Genomic DNA, 19,552 nt, shown 5'->3' on the forward strand with positions numbered 1-19,552 from the left:
CCTAGAAAGCGCCGATCGGATCGGGGCGTTCTGGCTGTTCAGGTGCTGTGGTCAGGGGCAGGGTCGAACTCATCGCGGTAGGTGAACGGAGCCTGCGAATCGGCCGCTGGGTTGAGCCGGAGCCCACTGGCACTGGTAGATCCTTCACCCTCTACCTGCTGCTCGCCGCCAGCGCGGCCGGCCGGGGGAAGCGTGCGACGAACCGTGCTCCGGAGGGGCTGTCTTCGATAGTGAGGGTGCCGCCATGGGCTTCGGCGATCTGCCGGGCGATAGGCAGGCCCAGGCCGCTGCCGCCGGCGTCCTTGGCACGCGCGTCTTGCAGGCGGGCGAAGCGCTGGAAAATGATTTCCCGATGCTCGGTCGGCACCCCGCTCCCGTCGTCGTAGACCTCCAGCACCGCCGCGTCGCCCCGGTGCTCGACAGTGACCGTGACGATGGAGCGGGCGTGGCGTTCGGCGTTGTCAAGAAGGTTGTGCAGCAGCCGCTCCAAGCTGATCCGCTCGCCGTTGACCATCACGCCGCTGCTGAACCTCCTGACCACCCTGAGCGTGCTTCTCTGGTGGTCGCGCTGCCGGTGGTCGAGTTCGCCGTCCACCAGGACGGCGAGGTTGAGCAGGTCGTACTGACCGATGATGCCCGCGTCAAGTCGTGAGATGTCCAGCAGGTTGGTCACTAAGTCCTGTAGCCGCTCGACGGACTCCAGCAGCCTGTCGCCGGTTTCCACCCAGTCGGTCTCCTCCGGCTTCATGAGTGCGTCCTCGATCTCGGTACGCATGGCTGCGAGAGGGTTGCGCAGGTCATGGGAGGCGTCCGAGGCGAACCTCAACTGCTGCTGAATCGCCGTCTGGGCCCATTCCAACGTCTGGTTGGTGACTTGTGCGAGTTCCTTGAACTCGTCGTCATGGCGCGGCAGCGGAACCCGCTCGCTGAGATTGGAAGGCCGGATCATGGCGAGTTTTCCGCTGATGGCACACACCGGCTGGAGGGTCTTGCTCATCATCCAGTACGTCCCTAGCGCGGTGGCCGCGATCAGCAGGAGTGAACCGCCGATGAGTCCGGCCAGGACGGCCGCGCTTCCATAGAGCGGAGGCTGGGGGGCGTCCATCAGCAGCAGCAGGGTGGCGGAAACGCAGACCAACGCCACGACCGCACTCGCCACGGTGGTCACACGGGTTTTGATGGAGTAGTGATGCCATGCGCTCAAGGTGATCACCCATAGCCCCGGATGTGGCTGTGGACAGACAGCACAGGATCGAGGTCGACGCCGTGCTCGACGGTACGGGACAGCGTCGCGAGCGCCTGTTCTGAAGGGCTTCCGGGGGCGACTGTCCGGCGGAGACCGGAGTAGACCAGCCCCGCCTGCCTGGGAATGGTGACCTTACGCCGGGCGCGCAAGAATTCCCCGATGACGCCCAGGGCGTGGACCCCGATCCGGGTGGTCCTGCCCTCGTGGGTCACCGTTCGGGCGGCAAGGTTATTACAGCCCATTTAGCGACTGTATGTCGGAATCTGCCGAATAGGGTGTGAGTGCTGCTCCCAGTCAACGTGTTCCGGAAGATCCGGGTTATGCGTGACCCTGACGACGGCGCCACAAGCGCGCCGGCCCCTGAGATCGACGTGCCGGATGGACTGGCCTCCGATCACGTCCCGGAGCCCGATCGGCTCCCCCGCCGCTTCGGCCGCCTCGCCTCCCAGCGATCGCCCACATCTGTCGCAGCGATGAACCGCGAGCCGCCAGAGCGAGCAGCCGTGGTCGGGCGGCTTCTCATTCGCCGCGTGCCCGGCCACGCCGCCCCTTCGTTCAGCCTTGTACGTGGCCGACGGCGTCGAAGACGGCTGCGGCCACTGCGTCGGGCTGGGACGCCCCGATGGCGTGGGAGGCGCCCGCGATCTCGCGGGTTCCGCGCGAGCCGGCGCGTTCGGCCATGAACCTCAGCGCCTCGGCTGGGATGTTGAGGTCGCGATCGCCGTGGACGAACCAGGACGGCTTGGCACGCCAGCCCGGCTCGCTCACCGTCAGCCCGTCGGTCAGCGCCTGTTCGGTCACCGGCCGCTGGGTCGCCGCCATGAGGGCGGCCTCATCGGCGTCGAGATCGGCGCAGAACTGGTGGTGGAACCTGTCCTCGGCGATCCGGAACTCGTTGCCGCCGGAGGCGACGGGGTAGGCGACCAGCGCGCCGCCGAGAGTGCTGCCCTCGAACTTGCCGGACAGCAGCAGCGCGCTCTCTCCGGGCTCGGGCGTGAAGGCGGCGACGTACACGAGGGCCTGCACGGCGTCGTTGCCGGACGCCGCCTGGCTGATCACCATGCCGCCGTAGGAGTGGCCGACCAGGACGACCGGCCGTCCGATGCCGGCGATGACGTCGCGCACGTAGGCGGCGTCGCCCTCCACGCTCCGCAACGGGTTGGCTGCCGCGACGGCGGTCAGCCCGCGGCCGTGCAGACGCTGGATGACGCGGTTCCAGCTCGCCGACTCGGCGAAGGCGCCGTGGACGAGGACGACGACGGGCTGTTCTGTGGTGGTCATGAGTTCGCCTTTCCGAAGGTCAGGGCGGCCTCGAGTACCTCGATGGCCTGGGCGACGGCGGCGCCTGCCGCCGCGGTCGAGCGGACGGGGTTGAGCATCATGAAGTCGTGCAGGGTGCCGTTGTGGCGGACGCTGGTGGTGGGCACCCCTGCCGCGGTCAGCTTCCGGGCGTAGGCCTCACCCTCGTCGCGCAGCACGTCGTTCTCGTCGACGAACGCGGGCTGCAGGCCTTCGAGGTCGTCCAGGGTGGCGCGCAGCGGTGAGACCGTGATCTCGGCGCGGACCCTCACGGCGCTTCTGGCCGCCCACGAACTCACCGACGAGGTGAGCGCCGCCGTCCGCCCGGGTCACAGGGTGCCGATCAGACCGCCGTCGATGACGAAGTCCGCGCCCGTGACGTTGCCGGCGCGCTCGCTGGCGAGCAGGACGACGAGGTCGGCGACCTCGTCCGGGCGGGTGAACCGGCCGGTGACCGAGTCGGCGGCGGCCTGCTTCGCGACCGCGTGCGACTCGCCGCCGTTGTGGCGAGCGAGCGTGGCGGCGACGCCGTCCGCGCCGAGCCACAGGTCGGTGGCGACCGGCCCGGGGCTGACGGTGTTGACCCGGATCCCGTGCGGGCCCAACTCCTTCGACAGGGACTTGCTGAAACTGGCCAGGGCCGCCTTTGCGGCGCTGTAGTCGATCACCAGCGGGTCCGGCAGCGACGCGTTGACCGAGCTGACGGACACGATCGTGCCGGCGCCGCGGCCGAGCATGAGCGGCAGCGCCTCGCGGGTGGCGCGCACCGCGGACAGGAAGTTGACGGTCAGGGTGGCGAGCCAGTCCACGTCGGTGACGGACGCGAAGCCGCCGGTGCGCGGGCGTACCGCGCCGACGTTGTTGACCAGGATGTCCAGGCCGCCGAAGGCCGCACGTGCGGCCTCGACCAGTTCGGCCGGACCGTCCAGGGTGGCGAGGTCCACCGCGACCGGGCGGACGCGGCCCCCCGCCGCCAACTCGGACAGCTCGGCGCTGATGTGCCGCGCTCCGGCGGTCACGCTGACGCCCTCTGCGGCGAGCGCCCGGGTGATCGCCAGCCCGATGCCCTTGCTCGCGCCGGTGACCACGGCGGTCTTGCCTGACAGATGCAGCTCCATGACGGGCCTTTCTGCGGGACGCGGCCCCGCCCCTGGGGCGGGGCCGCGTGCGGGTTCAGCGGACGGACTTGGCGGCGGCGATGATGACGTCCACCACGGCCTGCGGCCGGGACAACATCGACAGGTGCGACGCGGCGACCTCGGTGACATGGCTGTGCGCCCGGTTCGCCATGGTGAGCTGCAGCGACGGCGGCAGGATGCCGTCCTTCGTGCCTACCAGGTACCAGCTCGGCAGCTTCTTCCAGGCGGGCGGCCCGGACGGCTCCTGCAGCGCGCTCAGCGCGATCGGGCGCTGCTCGGCGGCCAGCCGGGCGGCCGTGGCGGCCGGCAGATCACCGGCGAACGCTTGCGGGAACACCGCCGGCTTGATGTAGAGGTCGACGTCTCCGGCCGGCGCCCCAGGGTAGGCCACGACGTCGAACAGCGCGCTGGGGTCGCCGCCGCCCTGCAGCCCGAGGACCGTCTCGCCCTCGTCGGGCGCGAACGCGTTGACGTAGACGAGCGCCTTCACGTCGGGGTCGGTGCCGGCCGCGTTGGTCACGACCGCGCCGCCGTAGGAGTGGCCGACCAGGACGACCGGGCCGCTGGTCCGCTGGGCGAGGAACGCCGACAGGTACGCGGCGTCGCCGCTGAGCCCGCGCAGCGGGTTGGGCGCGGCGAGCACGGTGTACCCGAGCCGTTGCAGCCGGCCGGTCACGTCCGACCAGCTCGACGCGTCGGCCCAGGCGCCGTGCACGAGAACGATGGTCGGCTTAGGGCGGTCGGGACGGCTGGCGGCCGATGCCGGGACGCCGAGCGTGAACAGGGCGAGGACGGCCAGCGCGATCATCACACCGCGCCGGCGGAGGGGGTTCATCATGATGGATCCAGCTCTCAGTCGAGGAAGGCGAGCAGACGCCGGGTGAGTTCGGCCGGATGTTCTTCGTAGATCCAGTTCAGAGCGACTGGCGGGCGAGCCAGGCCAGCGTGAAGTCGGCGACCTCGCGCCAGCCGCCGTCGATGGTGAGCGAATGTGCCCGGTCAGGGAATTCGTGGAAGTCGGTCACCGCGCTGGAGTGCCGGTACTGCTTCAGGGTGGACAGGGTCACGGCCTCGGGCACGGTGTGGTCCCGGCCGCCGGTGATCAGCAGCAGCGGCCCGCGGGCCTCGTTCCCGGTCGCCACCTTGGCGGGCGAGTGCGGGTCGAAGTTGGCCGCCGCGGCCTCGAACAGCGGCTTCCCGGGCGCCGGGATGCTCCAGCGCCGGTACAGCTCGGCGGACTCCTCCTCGGATACGGCGTTGCCGAAGGCGTACCGGAACTGCTCCTCGGTGAGCGACACGGCGCGGTTGCGGTTGGCCGGGTTGCGGAACACCGGCAGCGCCGAGCGCAGCGCGGTCAGCGGCACCGGCAGCACGCCCTTGATCTGCGCGGCGTCGATCGCGACGGCGGCGGCCGCGAGGTCCAGCCCGAGCAGCTTCTGGGCGATCATGCCGCCGAACGAGTGGCCGATCAGGATCGGCCGTTCCGGCAGACCATTGATGATCTTCGCGTAGTGCTCGACGACGTCGTCGATGCCGTGACCGGCGATGGCGTCCGGGTTCGCCCGGGACTCCTCGACGGTCGCGCCGTCGCCGGGCCAGCCGGGCGCGCTCGGCGTGTAGCCGGCCTCCTGGAACAGGTCGGTCCAGGCGGTCCAGGAGGTGGCGTGCAGCCACAGTCCGTGGATGAAGATGACGGGAGTGCTCATGGTGACCTCTCAGGAACGGACGTACGCCCGGAGGATCAGGACGCCGTGCCGAGCGCGGGTGCACCCATCACGCTAGGGATCCGGCCTGCGAGCCACCCCACGTGAACACGTAGTCCTCGACCATCCGGGCCCCGCACGTCGTGAACCCGCGATTTCGGGCTCAGCCGGCCTGGATCGCCATCAGCCGGGCCAGCTCCACCCGGGACCGCACCTGGAACTTCCGGAACACCTGCCGCAGGTGGTAGTCGACCGTGTGCGGCGAGATGAACAGCAGGGCGGCCGTCTCCCGGTTGGTGAGCCCCCTGGCGACGTGCTCGGCGACGGTCCGTTCCGAATCGGTGAGCCGGGACCAGGTCGGCCCCGCCTCGATCGGCCGGCCCACCAGCCAGATCACCGCGGCGGCCAGGACACCGTCGTCGTAGACGCCCTCGCACCGCCCGGTCAGCGTCCCCGACGGCAGGGTCAGCCGCGCGTCCCGCAGCGCCGGCCCGGTGCTCAGCCGCCGCTTGGCCCATTCCCACAGCAGCGTGCTGTCCGCGGACGTCAGCAGGCCCGCAGCGGCGCTGTTCACGAACATGGTGTGGGCGTCGACGACGGCGACGGGCCCCTTCGCCTTCCGGCGTACCTCAAGGAAATGCGCGTGCAAAGCCCGATGCCGGCCGGGCCCGGCGGTGTGCGGATCGTGAGCGAGCACCGTTTCCTCCCCCTACGTTGACCGGTCGTCCTCATGGAACCGCGCCGGGGCGGGCCGCCGAATCAGGGAAACACCCCAGTGTGTCCAGAGGCCGGGGGTCAGCGGGCGGGGCCGTCCGTGAACAGCTCGCGCAACTGCCGCCGGGAGGTGAGCCGCAGCTTCCGGAAGATCTTGGTGAGGTGGTACTCGACGGTCGAGGTGCTGACGTACAGCCGCCGGGCGATCTCCGCGTTCGTCGCGCCCTCGGCGGCAAGAGTGGCGATCTTGGTTTCCTGCGGGGTGAGCACGGGGCCGACCGGCGCGGCCGGGGGCGCGACCCGCTCGCCGGTCGCGGCGAGCTCTACCCGGACGCGCTCGGTGAAGATCCCGGCGCCCATCGCGGCGAACATCTCGTGCGCGGTGCGCAGCTGCGCCCCGGCCTCGCCGCGGCGCCGGTGCCGCCTGAGCCATTCGCCGTACAGCAGGTGGGTGCGGGCCAGGTCGATGCGCATCCGGGTACGCCCGAGCAGCTCCAGCGCCTGCCGGTAGAGCGGCTCCGCGTCGCCGCCGGTCTGCTCGCCGAGCAGCGCTCGGCTGCGCGCGAGCAGGCCGAGTCCCCAGGGCATGGCGCTGATCGGCGCCCGTTCCTCCAGCCGCGCCAGCGCCAGCCGGGCCGTGTCGGGGTCGCCTGCCCGTACCGCCGCCTCGACCAGGTCGGGCAGCACCCGGTTGCCGTTGCCCGGCGGGTCGCGGTCGAACAGCGGGCGGGCCCGGTCGAGCGCCTCGCGGTAGTTGCCGAGGCTCAGCTCCAGCACCGTCATGGCCAGGGCGGCCTGGTTGACCAGGGCCGGAACGTTGTGCACCGCGACGACGGCGATCTGGTCGGCGGCAGCACGGGCCTCCTGCTCCCGGCCCTGCCAGACCAGCTGCTCGATCTGCCACTGCGAGCCGCCCGGCGGCATCACCCCGCTCATCGCGTACAGGTCGAAGTTCTCGGCGTAGTGCGCGTCGGCGACGGCGAGCCGGCCCGCGCGCAGCTCGCTGCCGGCGAGCAGGGTGAGCGTCACCCGGAGCGCGTGCAGCGCCCCGCTCTCCCGGCCGGACGCCGCCAGCCGGTGTAGCAGGGTGGACCGGCCCTGCTCGTCCCAGAGCTCGTCGGCGGCGAGCGCGCCGAGCAGCGCGAGCGGCATGCCCTCCTCGCTGAGCCGCTCCGCCGTGCACAGCTCGGCGACCGCGGCCCGCATCAGCGGCACCGCGGCCCGGTACCCGGCCGTGACCCGGGTGGCGAACGCCCGGGCCAGCAGGTCGGCCACCGTCCCCGCCGGATCGGCCGGATCGGCGAGCACGGCACGGGCCACGTCGAGCGGCGTGGTGCCGACCGTCTGCTCCAGCGCGACCATGGCGGTCTCCAGCGCCTCCCGGAGCATCACCCGGGTCAGCCGCGCGTCCCGGCCGCCGAGCGCGGCGGCGGCGGCCATCAGGATCGCGGGCGCGTGCGCCGCCCCCTCGTCGAAGTTGGTGACGGCGGCGCGCAGCCGCTCCCCCATCGCCCGGGCGACCGGGGTGTGCAGCAGCGGCCGCGCCTGGTCGAGCAGCCGCCGGACCGCCGCGATGTCCCCGGCGACCAGGAACGCCCCGGCCGCGGCGAGCAGCCGGCCGCCGCGCGCCGGTGCGTCCGGGCTGAGCTCGGCGGCGCGGGCCAGGAAGGCGGCCTGGGCGGTGTGGCCGCCGCGCGCTCCGGCCCGCTCGGCGGAGGCTTCCAGGTCCCGGGCGACGCCCTCGTCGGTGCCCGCGGTGGCGGCGGCGAGGTGCCAGGCCCGGGTGTCGGGGTCGAGCACGGGGTCGCTGGAGTCCGCCAGCGCGCGGTGCGCGCGGCGGCGATCGGCCGGTGTGGACGCGTTGTAGACCGCGGCCCGGATGAGCGGGTGCCGGAAGGTGACGCTGCCGCCGGCCAGGTCGCCGAGCAGCAGGATGCCCTCGGCTAGCGCCGGGTCGGCGACCACCGGGGACAGGCCCAGCAGCGCCCCGGCCCGCCAGAGCAGCGCCTGGTCGTGCGCGGGCGCGATCGAGGCGACGAGCAGCAGCTCCCTGGTGGCCGGGGGCAGCGCCCGGACCTGGCCCAGGAAGTACGTCTCCAGGTGCGCGCCCAGCGGGAGCCGTACCGGCAGCTCGGTGTGGCCCGCGAGCTGCTCCGGCGAGAGGGCGGTGGCGAGGGTGATGAGCGCGAGCGGGTTGCCGTCGGTCTGCTCCACCACCCGCTCGGCCACCGAGTCGTCGAGCGGCCCGGCGACGCACTCTGCGAGCAGCCGGCGGGCGGCCGCGTCACGCAGCCCGCGGACGGGACGCACCGGCAGGCCCTCGAAGAGTGCGGCCCCGGATTCGCGTAGCGCGACGAGCACCCCGACCCCCTCGGCGTGCAGCCGCCGGCCGACGAACGCGAGCGCCTGGGCGGAGTCGCGGTCCAGCCAGTGCGCGTCGTCGACGAGGCAGAGCAGTGGCCGGTCGGACGCGATCTCGGCGAGCAGGCTGAGGGTGGCGAGACCGATCAGGAACTGGTCCGGCGGGGGCCCGTGCATCAGCCCGAACGCCCGCCGCAGGGCGTCGCCCTGGGGACCGGGGATCCGTTCGAGCCGATCGAGGAACGGCGCGAGAAGGTGGTGCAGCGCGGCGAAGCCGAGCGGAAGCTCGGACTCGACACCGGAGATGGTGATCACCCGCAGCCCCGCGGCCGAGGCCGCCGCAGCCGCCGTCTGCAGCAGGCGGGTCTTGCCGACGCCCGGCTCGCCGGCGAGGACGAGCGTGTCGCTGAGCCGCGCGCCGAGCCGCCGGATCACCTCGTCGATCGCGTGTCGTTCCGCGTCCCGGCCGTGCAGCGGCGTGTGCGCCGGCCGGGGTCCCTGAGCGGTGACGTCGTCGGACACGATTCCCTCTCGACGATGCGTGCGCATGTGCCGGGGCCCGTTCGACCGGAAGGCGGCACCAGGAGACTATGTCACCATGTCCGGTGAATCCGCCAAATCAGCACTTTTCGGGCGAGAGCCGGAGATCGCCCGGCTTTCCGGCCTCCTCCGCGGGCTTCGCGACGGAGGCAGTTCACTGGTCATCCGCGGCGAGCCCGGCATCGGCAAGTCCGCACTGCTCACCGCGGCTGCGGACGCCGGCCGGGACGCCGGGCTGCGGGTGCTGTCCACGGCCGGCACGCAGGCCGAGTTCCATCTCCCGTACGCGGGGCTGCACCGCCTGCTGCATCCCGCCCGGCTGGACGACGGGGCGCTGCCCGATCCGCAGCGGCGCGCGCTGGCGGCCGCGCTGGGGCTCATCGACGCTCCCGTCCCCGATCTGTACCTGGTCGCGCTCGCCACGCTCAACCTGCTGGTGGAGGCGGCGAGCCGGGCTCCGCTGCTGGTGCTCGCCGACGACGGCCAGTGGCTCGACCCGCCCACGGCCGGGGTGCTGTCCTTCGTCGCCCGGCGGCTGGAGGCCGAGCCGGTGGCGCTGCTCGCCACACTGCGCGACGGCGTGCCCTGCGCGCTGGCCGAGGCCGGGCTGCCCGAGTTCGTGCTGCGGCCACTGCCGGACGCGGCCGCGGCGCGCCTGCTCGACACGCGCGCCCCCGGCATGGATCCGCGGACCCGGCGGCGGCTGCTCGACGAGGGCGCCGGCAACCCGCTCGCGCTGGTGGAACTGACCGGCGAATGGCGCGACCAGGGGGCCGGCCTGCTCTCCTCGCCGTGGCTGCCGCTGACCGAGCGGCTGGAGCGTACCTTCGGCGCCCGGCTGGGCGACCTGCCCGCCGCCACGCGAGCTCTGCTGCTCGTCGCGGTCCTCGACGACGGCACCGCGCTGGAGGAGGCGATCGCGGCCGCCGCCGTCCTCACCGCCGGGCCCGTCGCGCACCACGACCTGGCGCCGGGGATTCGCGCCGGGCTGATCGAGCCGGACGCCGCCCAGATCCGGTTCCGGCACCCGCTCATGCGCTCAGCGATCTACCAGGCCGCGACGCTGCCGCAGCGCCGCGCGGGCCATGCCGCGCTCGCCGAGGCGCTCGCCCGGCAGAGTGGCGAACGCGCCGCCGACCGCCGGATCTGGCACCGCGCGTCCGCCGCCGCCCGGCCCGACGAGGAGATCGCGGCCGAGTTGGACACCATGGCCGTCCGCGTCGCGCAGCGCGGCGCCCCGACCGAGGCGGTGACCGCGCTGGAGCAGGCGGCCAAGCTCACCGAGGACACGCGCCGGCGGGCCGACCGGCTGCTCCGGGCGGCGGACCAGGCCGTCGAGCTGGGTGGCCGCGACGTCGTCGTGCGGCTGCTGCGCCAGACCGAGCTGCTGCCGCTCACCTCCCGGCAGCAGGCCCGGCTGCGGTGGATCCGGGGCACCCTCGACGACGGTTCGGACGGCCGGGCGACCGGCCCGCAGGTGCTCGCCGCCCTCGCCGAGTCGGTCGCCGCCGACGGTCGGCCCGAGGAGGCGCTACGCATCCTGTGGAGCGCCGCGCTGCAGTGCTTCTGGATCGAGCCGGGCGCCGAGGCGCGCCTCCGGATCGTCGCGGCCGCCGAAAGCCTGCCGGTGCCGGCCGAGAACCCGCTGCTGCTGGCGATTCTCGCGTACGCCGCGCCGCTCGACCGCGGCGCCGTGGTCATCGCCGGGCTGCGGAAGCTGGCAACGCAGCCCGTCATCGACCCGCAGGCGGCCCGGCTGCTGGGCTCCGCATCGGTGATCGTCGGGGCGTTCGAGCAGGTGGAGATCTTCTCCGCGGCGGCGCTGCCGGGGTTGCGCGCGCAGGGACGGCTCTACCTGCTCACCCGCTCCCTCGCCCAGCAGGCGTGGAGCGCGGTGCTCCGGACCAACCTGAACGTGGCGATCCCGGCCGCCGAGGAGGCGGCCCGCCTCGCCCTCGAAACGGGCCAGCCGCAGATGTACGGCACCGCCGTGTCCACCCAGGCGATGCTCGCGGCGCTGCGCGGCGAACCGGACCGCGCCCGGGAACTCGCCGCGCGGGCGGAGGCGATGAGCGTCACCCCCGGAGTACGGCCGGTGCTCGCCACCGTGCAGATGGCCCGCGGTCTGGCGGCGCTGGGCGAAGGTCGGCACGCGGAGGCGTACGAGGAGCTGCTCCGGATCCACGACCCCGCCGATCCGTCGTACCAGCTCGCGCTGCGCTGCTATGTGGCGGCCGCATTCGCCGACGCCGCCGCCGGGAGCGGCAACGCTGGCGCGGCGCGGGCGGTGCTGCGCGAACTGGAGGAGGTGGCGCGGACGACACCCGCGCCCGCGCTGCACGTGGGCCTGCCGCTCGCCCGGGCGCTGCTCGCCGACCCGGCGGACGCACGGGCCGCCTTCGCCGACGCGCTCGCCGCCGACCACGCCCGCTGGCCGTTCGCCCGGGCGTACGTGCAGCTGGCCTACGGCGAGTGGCTGCTGGACCAGGGCGATCCCGGCGCGGCCCGGCCGCTGCTGCGCACCGCCCGCGACACGTTCGACGCGCTGGGCGTCGTGCCGTGGAGCGACCGGGCCCGGCGTGGGCTGCGCGCCTGCGGGGAGGCCAGTGCCGACCGCGTCCTGGCGGCCCGCGACAAGCTCACCCCGGTGGAGCTGCACATCGCCCGGCTCGCCGCCGAGGGCCTGTCCGACGAGGAGATCGGCGAGCAGGTCTACCTGTCCCGCCGGACGGTCGGCGCACACCTGGCGCAGCTGCTGCCCAAGCTCGGCATCGACTCCCGGGCGGACCTGCCCTCCCTCCGCCGGGACCGGGCGGACTGATCCGCCGGCGGTACGGGTCGGGCACGGCGTGCTGCTCGGCATCGGGTGTGTCGTGTTCGCGGTCGCCCTGTGGGGTACAGGGACCGAGCGACTGTCTGGTGTGGACAGTCGCCGGAACCCCACTCAGCGGTCAACGTCGAAGGTGACCGCACCGGTACCCCGGCCTGACACGCGGAGGCCGACGCGGGCGGGCTTGCCGCTCCGGTGCGGGCGGCAAACCCGCGCGCTCGTGTCAGTCGATCAGCCGCGCGTCATTTGCCGCCCACGGTCGCGGTCGCGTACCCGTCCGGGTACCACCCCTCGTTGTCATGGAACCGGACCCTCAACGTGGTCGTGCCCTTGGGCAGTGAGTAACTCAGGTTGTACCGGCCGGTCGAGTTCATGTTGCCGCGCCAGATCTCCTTCTCCGGGCCGCCGTTCGTGGACGCGGTGATCCACCAGTAGTACTGCTCGCTCGACACCTGGCCGACCGAGATCGGGGACGTCCACGTCACGGTGATGTTCGCGGTGCCCTTGCCGGAGCCGGAGCCGGTGCTCGCGCTCACGCCGAGGTTGGTTGCCGGCGGGTTGGGCGCGTGCCCGATGCCGAACGAGTGCAGGAGTTGGGTGTCCTGGTACACGTCGTTGTAGCTGACCGCCCACGCCCGGGTGCCGGCGCGGTTGACCAGCAGGGTGCCGGGCCAGAGCACATCACCGTCGCGGAAGTCGACCGCGTACGTCGGCGTCGTGCTCCCCTTGGCGTACATCAGCACGTCCGGGTCGAAGGAACCGGTCTGCGACCGTCCAACCGCGACGGTCGAGCCGTTGCCCGACCAGGCCGCGTCCGCCGGGTACACCCCACTCGGATAGGTGGTGGCGTCGGCCAAGTCGGGCATCCGGTACGAGTGGTGCTCGTACGGGGACCCGGTCGTCTCCACCACCTCCGAGCCATCCGGGCTCAGCGCGTAGTCCTCGAGGTTCTCGCCGGTGTCGTCGCGGTGGGCCACGATCCTGGGGCTGTCGCCGGACACGTCGATGACGTAGGTCGTAACCGGCGAGATGCCGGTGTCCCCGGCGACCAGCAGGCCCGGGGCGCCGCGGCTGGCATCAATCACCGGCTCGTAGTTGGGTCCCTGCGTGTAGACCACCGGCGCGGTACCAGGTGCCGACCACACCAGCAGCCCGCCCGAGCCGATCCCGCAGTCGCGGAACCCGCCGACCACCTTGTCGCCGCTCGGCTCGACGTTGAACACGCACGCGCCTTTGGGCGCCGGGTACGTGGCGCGAACGGTCAGCGACTGCGCGTCCAGCGCGGTGACCCGGTCGAAGCCCTGCGCGGCCAACAGCGTGCTCCCGTCGTCGCTGAGCGCCAGGTCGGATATGTCTGTGACCGAGTCGACCCGGGTCTCCGGCTTGCCATCGAGATCCGTGACCACCAGGGGCAGGCCGCCGCCGACGCCCTGCGCCAGGTAGAGCCGGCCCCGGTCCTCGTCCAGCTCGATGGCGCGGAAGTCCTGCACCGGTAGCTGGGCACCGACGCTCTGCACGGGCGTGATCTCCGCCTGCGCGGTGGGCGCGACCATGGTGACGCCGCCGCCGAACACCGTCGCTACCGCGAGTCCGAGCACGGTAACCCTACGAATCCGCATAAGCCCTCCCCGATCGCCCTTCGGGGAAGAACCCTAGCCGCCTATGAATTCGGGCATGGCATCCTGGTGTATGCGCCTTCACTAGTCCGTTCTCGCGGGCAACGCCATCACTGTTCAACGACGCGTCTGCCGACATGCTTGACGACGACATCAGCTTCCGGTGCGTCACCCCGGCCGAGACCATGCGAGCACTGCTCACCATGACCACCTGACGCCAGCGCCTACGAGAGTTTGCCGAGCCCCGAGACGGCCTGGCGGACACGTCAGCGTTGTCGTCAAACCCATACAAGAACGCACCGGGCGATGATCGCTCGGGGCGTTTGGGCTGTTCAGGTGCTGTGGTCAGGGGCAGGGTCGAACTGCCGACCTTCCGCTTTCCAGGCGTAGCGATCGCCCTGCTGACCGCCCGTGAACTGGAGCTGGATAGTGCTCTACGGTGCCCAGCGTGTGCCTATGGTGGCCGACGTTGCCGTCACTGTTGCCGTCACCTCATGTGCTCGCGGACTGGCAGGGCGCGGTGACGAACGCGGGCAGCCCGGTGATCGCCTGGCCCATGATGAGGGCGTGGATCTCGTCGGTGCCTTCGTACGTCCGTACGGCCTCAAGATTGTTCGCGTGCCGCAGCGGTGAGTAGTCGAGCGTGATGCCGTTGCCGCCGAAGATCGTGCGGGCCTGCCTGCAGATCTCGATGGCCTGCCGGACGTTGTTCAACTTGCCGAACGAGACCTGCTCATGCCGCAGCATGCCGGCGTCCTTCAAGCGGCCGGTGTGCAACGCCACCAGCGTCCCTTTCTGGATCTCCAGCACCATGTCGACGAGCTTCTGCTGGGTGAGCTGGTACGCGGCGATCGGCGCGCCGAACTGGTGGCGTTCCAAGGCGTACTTGAGCGCCGCCTCGTACGCGTCGCGGGCCGCGCCCATCGCCCCCCACATGATCCCGTATCGCGCCTCGTTGAGGCAGGTGAACGGGGCTCGAAGGCCGTGGGCGTCCGGCAGGACGGCCTCGTTGCCAACGCGTACGCCGGTCAGGGTGATGTCGGCCTGGATCGAGGCGCGCATGCCCAACTTGGGCTGGATCGGCGTGGCGGTGAACCCGGTGGTGCCGGTGGGAACGAGGAAGCCGCTGATTCCGTCGGCGGTCTTGGCCCAGATGACCGCAACGTCGGCGATCGTGGCCAGCCCGATCCACCGTTTGGCGCCGTTGAGCACCCAGCCGTCGCCGTCCCGTACGGCCGTGGTGCGCATCTCGGCGGGGTCGCTGCCCGCAGTCGGTTCCGTGAGGCCGAAGCAGCCGATCAGGTCACCGGCGGCCATGCCGGGCAGCCACCGCTGCTTCTGCTCCTCCGAGCCGAACATGTGGATCGCCGTCATGGTGAGCGACCCCTGGACGCTGGAGAAAGTGCGTATGCCGGAGTCGCCGGCTTCCAGCTCCATGCAGGCCAGGCCGTACTCGACGGAGCTGTGCCCGGGGCAGCCGTAGCCGGTCAGGTGCATGCCGAGCAGGCCGAGCGCGCCCATGTCGGGCGCGATCTCCTTCGGGAAGTACGCGTCTTCATACCAGCGCGCGATGTTCGGCGTGATCCGGGCGCGTACGAATTCGCGGACGTGGTCTCGCAGCTTGAGCTCCTCCGCCGATAGCAGGCTGTCGAGATCGAGGTAATCCACTGACAGATCAGGCATATCGGCCTCCTTCCCGTGTGTCGCTCCTCAGTGCAGGAACCCGGCGGAGCGGGCGTCGCGGCGGAGACGGTCGCGGTGGTCGGGATGGGCGATCCGGATCAGCGCGTCGGCGCGCTGGGAGAGACTGCGTCCTCGCAGGCAGGCCACGCCGTACTCGGTGACGACGTGGTCGACGGTGTTCTTCAGGCTGGTCACCGCGCTGCCCGGAGTGAGGGTGGCGGTGATCCGGCTGATACCGCTGCTGGTGGTCGCGTGCGTCACCAGGAAGCCCATGCCGCCTTCGGAGTACAGCGCGCCGCGTGCGAAGTCGGCCTGGCCGCCGGACCCCGACCAGTACCGCCCGGCGATCGTCTCGCTCGCCGCCTGCCCCATCAGATCCACCTCACTGGTGGCGCTGATCGAGATCATGTTGGGCTCCCCGGCGATGACGCGCGGGTCGTTGACCCATTCGACCGGCAGCAGCGCCACGGACAGGTTGTCGTCGATCCAGTCGAACAGGCGACGTGTCCCCAGGCAGAGTGTGGCCACGTGCTTGTTACGAGCCCGCCGGTGCTTGTGCCCACCGGTCAGCACGCCCGCCTCCGCGAGATCCACCATCCCGTCGACCAGCAGTTCGCTGTGGACGCCGAGATGACGATGGTCGCGCAGCGTGGGCAGCAGGGCGTTGGGAACGCTGCCGATTCCGATCTGCAGACAGGCCCCATCGGGGACCCGCTCGGCGATGAACTCGGCGATCCGCCGGTCTCGTTCGTCTGAGGCGGCCGATCTCACCTCGGGCAGCGGGTAGTCCGCCGTGCACCAGCCGGCGACCTGGGAGATGTGCACCTGGTTGCCGCCGTAGGTGCGCGGCATCTGGGGGTTCGCTTCGAGGAAGAACGGGACTTCACCGATGAACGAGGCGACGTAGTCGGCGTTTGTACCGAGGCTGAAGTATCCGTGCTGGTCAGGTGGGCTGGCCGCGGCTAGGACGATCACGTGCTTGGTCGTCTGGCGCAGCAGCAGTGGCACCTCGCTGAAGTGTGCGGGGACCAACTCGACCGTGCCGGCCGCGTACCCGTCACGCGATCCCGGTCCGAGGAAGTAGCTGACGTGCTCCAGCCGGCCCGGATAGGCCCCGTCGATGTAGCGGCGCCGGCGCGACGCGTCCATCTGATGCACCCGTACGCCTTCGAGATCGCTCGCGTGCGTTTCCAGAGTGTCGATCACCGTCTGCGGCTCACCGCAATACGAGGGCACGATGAGATCGGCGCCTGGTGTCACCAGCGCCAGCACGTCCTCCTGACGTCCCGGCCGCATCGTCACGGCCCGCCCGCGCTCCCCCATCATGCGCCCCCTTTTGGCAAAGACCGCACGGGTGTCGCCCACCGCGAAGATGCGTCATCCTCCATGCCGGACGTCCAAGTCCGGTTATCTGGCGCCTCAGTGGTCCACCCCGATCGCGGTCGGGGCAGATCTACCTCTTTCCAGGCTATGGCGGGTCACGGCAAACCCTCATCAAGCGTCAGTATGAGCTTCCTCCGTTCTCCAGAACCGCCTACCGGGCGAAGGCGAAGCCGCACTCAACGCCCAGTCCCTGAGCCGGCGGGCTCATGAGTGAAACGCGTGAGGAGGAAGCCCCGGGGCCGCCTGTCGGCAATGCTCGCCCATGCACCACCACCAAGAGCCTCGGTCTCTTCCTGTCGGATTCCGGAGGCATCACCAGAACAGGCGACCGAATCGGTCCGGCGCGTCAGTCCGAGGCGCCGCTGCGCCGGGCGTAGGCACGGGCGGCGCGGGCGCGGTCGCCGCAGCGGGTGGAGCACCAATGGCGCCGGCCGTGGGTGCGCATGAGGAACCGGTCGCAGGGGGCGGAGCCGCAGGCGGCGAGGATGCCGGCGTCGGGACCGGTGAGCAGGTCGGCGGCGTCGGCGGCGAGGGTCGCCAGTGCGTGGTTGACGGCCCGGTCGGTGGGGTGTGCCTGGATGCGGCGCAGTCCCTGGGCCCCGTCCCAGGCGAGGAGGGGTGCGGTGGGTACAGCCGTGAGTGCCTCGTTCACCGCGCGCAGGGAGTCTTCGGGCGGGGTGGTGCCGTCGACGCGGGCGGCGAACAGGGCGCGTACGTGTGCGCGAAGCGCGCGCATCCGCTGTGCGCACACCTCGTACAGCTGCACGTCCGGGGTGGTCAGGTCGTGGGTGGCGAGCCAGTGCATAGCGGATCCGGGGGTGGCGAGCAGGTCGTAGCTCTGGCCGGCGGGCAGGGTCGCGGCGGTGTCGGCGAAGTCCAGGGAGCGGTACTGGTCGGCACCTGGAGCTGGGGGCAGAGCGGTCTGCGCTGTGTCGGTGGCCAGGATGTCGTCCATGCCTCTCATGGTAGCGATTGCATTTTTCCGTGATGCCCGCCTAGCCTGGTGTCACGTTAAACACCGATTTTTTTCGTGAGAGATGAGGGAGACGTGATGTCCCAGCTCAATGCCGATCAGTTCCCGGTCCGCACGTACGGCGGCCCGACCGCCTTGTTCGAGTACGGCGGCCTGCGGTTTTTGACCGACCCGACGTTCGACGGCCCCGGCGACTACGGCCGCCGCGTGATCCTGACCAAGACCGCCCCCTCCACCGTCACCCCCGCCGATCTCGGCCCCATCGACGTGGTTCTGCTCTCCCACGACGGGCACGCCGACAATCTCGACGCCTCCGGCCGTGCCATGCTCACCGAGGTCCCCCTCACCTTGACCACCCCCAGCGGCGGCGAGCGCCTCGGGCAGAAGGTCAAGGGCCTGGCCGACTGGGAGACGGTCGAGTTGGAGCGCCCGGGCGGCGGCACTATCACCGTCACCGGTGTTCCCGCCATCCACGGCCCCGGCCCGCGCGAGGAGGTTGAGCCCTTCACCGGCCAGGTCGTCGGCTTCGTCCTGACCGGAGAGGGCCTGCCGACGGTCTACGTCAGCGGCGACAACGCCTCCCTCGACGCCGTCAAGGAGATCGCCGAGCGCTTCGCCCCGGTGGACACCGCCATCCTGTTCGCCGGCGCACCTCGTCATCCCATGCTTTTCGACGGCAACCTGCTCGTCCTGGACAGCGCGCAGGCCGCCGAGGCCGCCCGGATCCTCGACGCCCGCCGTGTCGTCCCGGCCCACCACGACAGCTGGGCCCACTTCACCGAGGGCCGCGAGCACCTGGAGGCCGCCTTCACCGCCGCGGGTCTGGCCGACCGCCTGGACCAGGACTGGACGCAGCGCTCCTCAGCCTGAACCGCCGCCCAGAACCGAGACATCATGTCGGGGTCGGGGCCCGGAACACGCCGGGCCCCCACCCCGGCAGCAACCCCTCGCGCCGTCCCCGGCGCCGTGCCAGAACGACAGAGAACGACCCGATCACATGTCCACCGGAACCAATGCCGGCCTCGTGCCCTGCTTCTACCAGGCCCTCGAGCAGGGGAACTACGACACGCTCACCGGCATGTTCCACCCGGACTTCGTCTTCTACCTCCAGGTCGACACCCCCGGCCGGGCGCCGCAGGGTTCATCGACGTGGAGAAGAAACACCTCGACGGCTACGGCCATACCGGGCGGCGTTCCTCCCCGATCAGGCGGCCGTCTTCCCACGTCCACACCGGGAAGTTGGGCACGGCGCTCATTCCTTCCCGCGTCCGCGCGGGCCCGCTCCGGCCCTGAGCGCTTGGGCAACCTCGGCACGCATCCGCTCCACCTCCGCACGCGCGTCGGTTTGCGCCTGCTCGGCCCGGGTCACGCGCTGGTCGGCCGTGGCCACAGCCTCGGCGGCTGCCCGGCGGGTCTCCTCTGCGGCGGCCGCCGATCTTCAGCGCTGGTTCGCCGATCCTGTCGATGTTTCCAAGACGCACAGCATCGAGACGTGTGGAGCCGCGCACGGCCTCTGCTAGCGCAATGGGGCAGCGCGTCCGCCGATGACCTGAATAACGTCGAGAAGTTCCTAAAGCAGTTACACAAGATAGATCCATCAGCCGAGCACTTCCGGTACCCCGAACTGAAGAGTGGGACGCCCACACTCCCGGATCTGGGGCGCCTACACATCCGACGCTTTCACGAGGCGATGGAGCGCATGGCCAGCTTCCTGGATGCTGCCGATGGCTATTTGGCAGAGATGCGGGACCAGAACGCAGAGATGGCTCGCGACATGGGCGGGTGGTAGGCCTGACAAGGCGACATTGTGGTCAATCCCAATCAAAAACGCCCCGGCCGTGATCGGCTCGGAGCGTTCTGGCTGTTCAGGTGCTGTGGTCAGGGGCAGGGTCGAACTGCCGACCTTCCGCTTTTCAGGCGTAGCGATCGCCCTGTTGGCCGCCAATGAGCTGGGCGTGGAGTGTGCTCTACGGTGCCCAGCGTGTGTCTCTGGCGGCGGACGTTGCCGTCAGCGTTGCCGTCAGTTCCACCCGCATCTTGAAGGCATGCGATGGCATCAACCAGT

The 19,552-nt window shown here is 71.3% G+C and carries 14 protein-coding genes, 2 tRNA genes and 1 pseudogene; 2 read left to right on the top strand and 15 right to left on the bottom strand.

The window, feature by feature from the left end; translation table 11 throughout:
- Positions 1 to 151: 151 nt before the first annotated feature.
- The 9 genes and pseudogenes from Pph01_RS19920 to Pph01_RS19960 all read right to left on the bottom strand — a co-directional run bounded on the left by Pph01_RS19920 (position 152) and on the right by Pph01_RS19960 (position 8,984).
- Entirely contained in the window at positions 152 to 1,168 is a 1,017-nt protein-coding gene (locus Pph01_RS19920; RefSeq protein ID WP_204074639.1) for a sensor histidine kinase, read from the bottom strand.
- A gap of 41 nt (positions 1,169 to 1,209) precedes the next feature.
- Positions 1,210 to 1,488 carry a hypothetical protein gene (locus tag Pph01_RS19925; protein WP_204074640.1) on the bottom strand — a complete coding sequence of 93 codons (279 nt, stop codon included), beginning with the start codon at positions 1,486 to 1,488 and terminating at the stop codon, positions 1,210 to 1,212.
- A 313-nt stretch (positions 1,489 to 1,801) separates the two neighbouring features.
- A complete protein-coding gene (locus Pph01_RS19930) occupies positions 1,802 to 2,527 on the bottom strand; it encodes an alpha/beta fold hydrolase (protein WP_204074641.1) in 726 nt (241 codons plus the stop codon).
- Positions 2,524 to 2,847, bottom strand: a pseudogene (locus Pph01_RS19935) (alpha/beta hydrolase fold domain-containing protein); the annotation flags it as partial. The pseudogene Pph01_RS19935 and the gene Pph01_RS19930, both read right to left, overlap by 4 nt.
- Before the next feature lie 27 nt (positions 2,848 to 2,874).
- Positions 2,875 to 3,663, bottom strand: coding sequence for an oxidoreductase (locus Pph01_RS19940; protein ID WP_204074643.1), 789 nt, complete (start codon positions 3,661 to 3,663; stop codon positions 2,875 to 2,877).
- Positions 3,664 to 3,718: 55 nt separating this feature from the next.
- Entirely contained in the window at positions 3,719 to 4,522 is an 804-nt protein-coding gene (locus Pph01_RS19945; RefSeq protein ID WP_239116859.1) for an alpha/beta fold hydrolase, read from the bottom strand.
- Between the two features lie 76 nt (positions 4,523 to 4,598).
- Positions 4,599 to 5,390 (bottom strand): alpha/beta hydrolase, encoded by a 792-nt coding sequence (locus Pph01_RS19950; RefSeq protein WP_204074644.1) that lies wholly within the window; start codon positions 5,388 to 5,390, stop codon positions 4,599 to 4,601.
- Positions 5,391 to 5,550: 160 nt separating this feature from the next.
- Entirely contained in the window at positions 5,551 to 6,084 is a 534-nt protein-coding gene (locus tag Pph01_RS19955; RefSeq protein ID WP_204074645.1) for a helix-turn-helix transcriptional regulator, read from the bottom strand.
- 98 nt (positions 6,085 to 6,182) lie between these two features.
- Positions 6,183 to 8,984, bottom strand: a complete 2,802-nt coding sequence (locus Pph01_RS19960; RefSeq protein WP_204074646.1) for a helix-turn-helix transcriptional regulator — start codon at positions 8,982 to 8,984, stop codon at positions 6,183 to 6,185.
- 76 nt (positions 8,985 to 9,060) lie between these two features.
- On the opposite strand from Pph01_RS19960, the gene Pph01_RS43375 reads away from it, so the two are divergent.
- Positions 9,061 to 11,823, top strand: a complete 2,763-nt coding sequence (locus Pph01_RS43375; protein WP_204074647.1) for an ATP-binding protein — start codon at positions 9,061 to 9,063, stop codon at positions 11,821 to 11,823.
- A 251-nt stretch (positions 11,824 to 12,074) separates the two neighbouring features.
- Here the strand turns inward: Pph01_RS43375 and Pph01_RS19970 are convergent, their stop codons facing one another.
- The 5 genes from Pph01_RS19970 to Pph01_RS19990 all read right to left on the bottom strand — a co-directional run bounded on the left by Pph01_RS19970 (position 12,075) and on the right by Pph01_RS19990 (position 17,469).
- Positions 12,075 to 13,451, bottom strand: coding sequence for a YncE family protein (locus Pph01_RS19970; protein ID WP_204074648.1), 1,377 nt, complete (start codon positions 13,449 to 13,451; stop codon positions 12,075 to 12,077).
- 339 nt (positions 13,452 to 13,790) lie between these two features.
- A tRNA-Ser gene (locus Pph01_RS19975) sits at positions 13,791 to 13,858 on the bottom strand.
- Positions 13,859 to 13,940: 82 nt separating this feature from the next.
- Entirely contained in the window at positions 13,941 to 15,131 is a 1,191-nt protein-coding gene (locus Pph01_RS19980; protein WP_204074649.1) for an acyl-CoA dehydrogenase family protein, read from the bottom strand.
- 27 nt (positions 15,132 to 15,158) lie between these two features.
- Positions 15,159 to 16,457, bottom strand: coding sequence for an acetyl-CoA hydrolase/transferase family protein (locus tag Pph01_RS19985; protein WP_204074650.1), 1,299 nt, complete (start codon positions 16,455 to 16,457; stop codon positions 15,159 to 15,161).
- Between the two features lie 403 nt (positions 16,458 to 16,860).
- The gene (locus tag Pph01_RS19990; protein ID WP_204074651.1) at positions 16,861 to 17,469 is read right to left on the bottom strand and encodes an ABATE domain-containing protein; all 609 of its coding nucleotides are present in this window, start codon (positions 17,467 to 17,469) and stop codon (positions 16,861 to 16,863) included.
- Positions 17,470 to 17,565: 96 nt separating this feature from the next.
- Between Pph01_RS19990 and Pph01_RS19995 the strand changes: the two genes are divergently transcribed.
- Positions 17,566 to 18,357, top strand: coding sequence for an MBL fold metallo-hydrolase (locus Pph01_RS19995; protein ID WP_204074652.1), 792 nt, complete (start codon positions 17,566 to 17,568; stop codon positions 18,355 to 18,357).
- A 1,005-nt stretch (positions 18,358 to 19,362) separates the two neighbouring features.
- Here Pph01_RS19995 and Pph01_RS20000 read toward each other — a convergent pair.
- Positions 19,363 to 19,438, bottom strand: a tRNA-Phe gene (locus tag Pph01_RS20000).
- Positions 19,439 to 19,552: the final 114 nt, after the last annotated feature.

Origin of the sequence: Planotetraspora phitsanulokensis, assembly GCF_016863295.1 — a bacterium.
GTDB classification, from domain to species: domain Bacteria; phylum Actinomycetota; class Actinomycetes; order Streptosporangiales; family Streptosporangiaceae; genus Planotetraspora; species Planotetraspora phitsanulokensis.